Origin of the sequence: Kitasatospora sp. NPDC057512 (assembly GCF_042802135.1) — a bacterium.
In the GTDB taxonomy this organism is placed as follows: domain Bacteria; phylum Actinomycetota; class Actinomycetes; order Streptomycetales; family Streptomycetaceae; genus Kitasatospora.
In genome coordinates, this window is record NZ_JBHVET010000957.1 from 1 (window position 1) to 2,626 (window position 2,626).

At 71.2% G+C, this 2,626-nt stretch carries 3 protein-coding genes; 2 read left to right on the plus strand and 1 reads right to left on the minus strand.

The window, feature by feature from the left end; translation table 11 throughout:
- Positions 1 to 106: 106 nt before the first annotated feature.
- Positions 107 to 1,432 (minus strand): tetratricopeptide repeat protein, encoded by a 1,326-nt coding sequence (locus ACFU6K_RS36190; protein WP_380670470.1) that lies wholly within the window; start codon positions 1,430 to 1,432, stop codon positions 107 to 109.
- Between the two features lie 203 nt (positions 1,433 to 1,635).
- Between ACFU6K_RS36190 and ACFU6K_RS36195 the strand changes: the two genes are divergently transcribed.
- Complete coding sequence (locus ACFU6K_RS36195; protein WP_380670466.1) at positions 1,636 to 2,058, plus strand: ATP-binding protein; 423 nt, start codon at positions 1,636 to 1,638, stop codon at positions 2,056 to 2,058.
- Positions 2,059 to 2,072: 14 nt separating this feature from the next.
- A complete protein-coding gene (locus tag ACFU6K_RS36200; RefSeq protein WP_380670468.1) occupies positions 2,073 to 2,624 on the plus strand; it encodes a hypothetical protein in 552 nt (183 codons plus the stop codon).
- Positions 2,625 to 2,626 lie beyond the last annotated feature (2 nt).

Below are 2,626 nucleotides of genomic sequence, written 5' to 3' on the forward strand. Positions count from 1 at the left end.
GCGGGGTTCAGGAGCGCCGAGCGAGTCGATGCGGGCCGAGGTAGTAGGACAGGGCGGCGTGCGACGGCCCGTCCGGAATCCCGAGGCACGCCCGGTTCACCGCTGGTCATGCCGTGGCCTTCTGTACCGTTCGCGCCGGTCCTCGGCCGCCCGCCATGGGGCGGGCGCGTTCGAGGAGCCCGCGCACGTGGGGGTTGCGGCGGTGCGGCCGGGTCGCGGAGAGCATCGAGCGGAAGCGGTCGTCGGCCCGGCCGGACTGGATGGTCGGATAGTCGTCCAGGGCGAGGTGCCAGTTCTGGACGGCCTCTTCCAGTCGGCCGGCTCCGAGCTGCCATTCGGCGAGCATGGAGAGGGCGCGTACACGGGACCCGCGGTACACCGGGGGTCGGAGCTTCTCGGAGTGCTGGAGCGCGCGGATCGCGCCATCGCGGTCGCCGAGCTCGTAGTTGACCTGGGCGACGTGGTACGCGAGGGCGGCCGGATCGTAGCGGCCGACGACCTTCGCCTTCGACTCGGCCTGATCCATCGCGACTTCCGCTGTGCGCAGGTGGTGCAGGGCTCCGATCCTGTCCCCGGTCTGGGCGAGGGCGTGGGCCTGCTGGCCGGCGAGGAAGGCCCTCATGCGGGGACCGGCCTCCGGGGAAGCGGCCGAGGCGGCTTCCGCGAGCCGCAGGGCGCTGCTGCCGTGGCCGAGATTGACGGCCTGGACGCTCATGCCGCGCAGGGTGGTGCAGTAGGTGAGGTGGTCGCCCGCGTGCCCGGCCAGCTCCAGGGCTTTCAAGTAGTAGCGCTGGGCCAGGGAGTCGTGGCGTTCGTCCACGGCCATGTAGCCGGTCAGGTAGCAGTGGTCGGCGGCGGCCGACAGCATGGCCTTGCGGACGTCCTCGCCGGCGTCCGCCCGCAGGTACGGGACGATCGTGTTGACCAGGAACGAGGCGGCCATCGGACGGGTCATCCGGCCGCCGAACTGGTCGTCCAGGTCGCTGATCCGCTCGGTCATCGCCGCGACCGCCTGGACCTCCGCCATGCCGATCCGCAGGTGCGGGTCGGTCCGCAGTCTCTCGAAGCGGCCCACCACGTCGGGCCAGCCCGGGATGGTGAGGGCCACCGAGTAGAGGCTGGCCGTGAGGATTCCGCGCCGGGACGGGTCCATATCGAGGCTCCCCAGGTCGATCAGCCCTGACACCGTATCCGTCGGCTGGTCAACAGGGGTAGGCGTCGCGCGGAATCCGGCCTCGAAGGCGGTGATCGGCCGCTTGAGCCTCCGCGCCAGGGTCTCCAGGACGGCCGGCAGGGACTTCGCCGCAGGCGAGGTGCCGCTGAGCCAGTGGGAGACGGACGAGGCGTCGTACTTGAGCCGCTGCCCGGTCTCGGTGCCGGTCCGGTTGACGGCCCGGGCCAAATCTCCGTTCCCCCAGGCCGCTTCGGCCATCAGTGAGGCGAGCCTGTGGTTCGGCTCACGGTCGTTTCGCACGACAGTTCCCCCTTGCGGGCGGGTTTCAAGGGTTTCAACGTCCCGGCGCGCCTTGACCATAGCCGACCGTGGGGCATGGCGGTTGACTGTTCGTCATCGGCCAATCACCAGCCGTGGTGCGAATGGCCCCCGTCTCCGTCTCCCTTTCGAGGTGCTCCGCCATGGTCACGTCCCGCCGCCCCCGCATGTTCGTCGCGTGCCTCGACGCGCGGACCGAATCCACGCCCCTGGCCCGGTACTTGCTCCGGGCCTACCTTGCCGGGCTGCCCTCCGGGGAGCGCTACCGCGACACCGCCGAGCTGCTGCTGGGCGAGCTCTTCGCCAATGCCGTCCAGCACTCCGACGCCCCCGATGACCGCCACATCGAGGTCCGCTTCGCCCTCGTCAGCTCCCGCTTGCGCCTCGAAGTCCACGATGCCGGCACCGGACGGCCGATCCTCCGGACCGCCGCCCCCGACGATGAGAAGGGGCGCGGTCTGTTCCTCGTCGACGAACTTGCCGAACGGTGGGGTTGCGCCTCCCGTCCCGGTGGTATCGGCAAGTTCGTCTGGGCCCATATCGCCCCCGTCGTCACCCTCGCCTGAGAGTCGCCTCTTTCATGAACCTCGCCACCCTCGCCCGGCACACCCTCTCCCGTGGGGCCACCCCGGCCGCGACCTACGCCCTCCTCGCCCGCCTGGGCCACCCGCCGCTGCCCGTCGCGCGCGCAGTCTGCCTCGCCCTCGACATCCCCCTCGCCGAAACCACCCGCCGCCTGGCCGAGTGCTACGACGCCCTCCTCGCCGATCCCCGCCCCGACACCGAGAACGACACCGGCGAACTCCTCGAAGCCCTCGGGGTCTTCGACATCCCCAAGTCCCTGACCGACACCGAACTCGCCGTCGTCGAACACTTCCTGGTCGCCATCGACGCCATGGGCGGCATCCGCCCAGGCCACCACCACGGCCTCCAACGCTGGTTCACCACGGGCAACCTCACCGCCGCCTACCTGTCCCTCGCCGCCGCCCACCCCCAGCCCCGCACCGGCGACCCCGCCCTCTACTGGACCACCCTCGTCACCGCCGGCGAACTCCTCGCCACCACCCTCCCCTCCGACCGCCGCATCACCTACGCCCTCACCCGCTGCCGCGCCCGCGCAACCCAGTCGTAAGC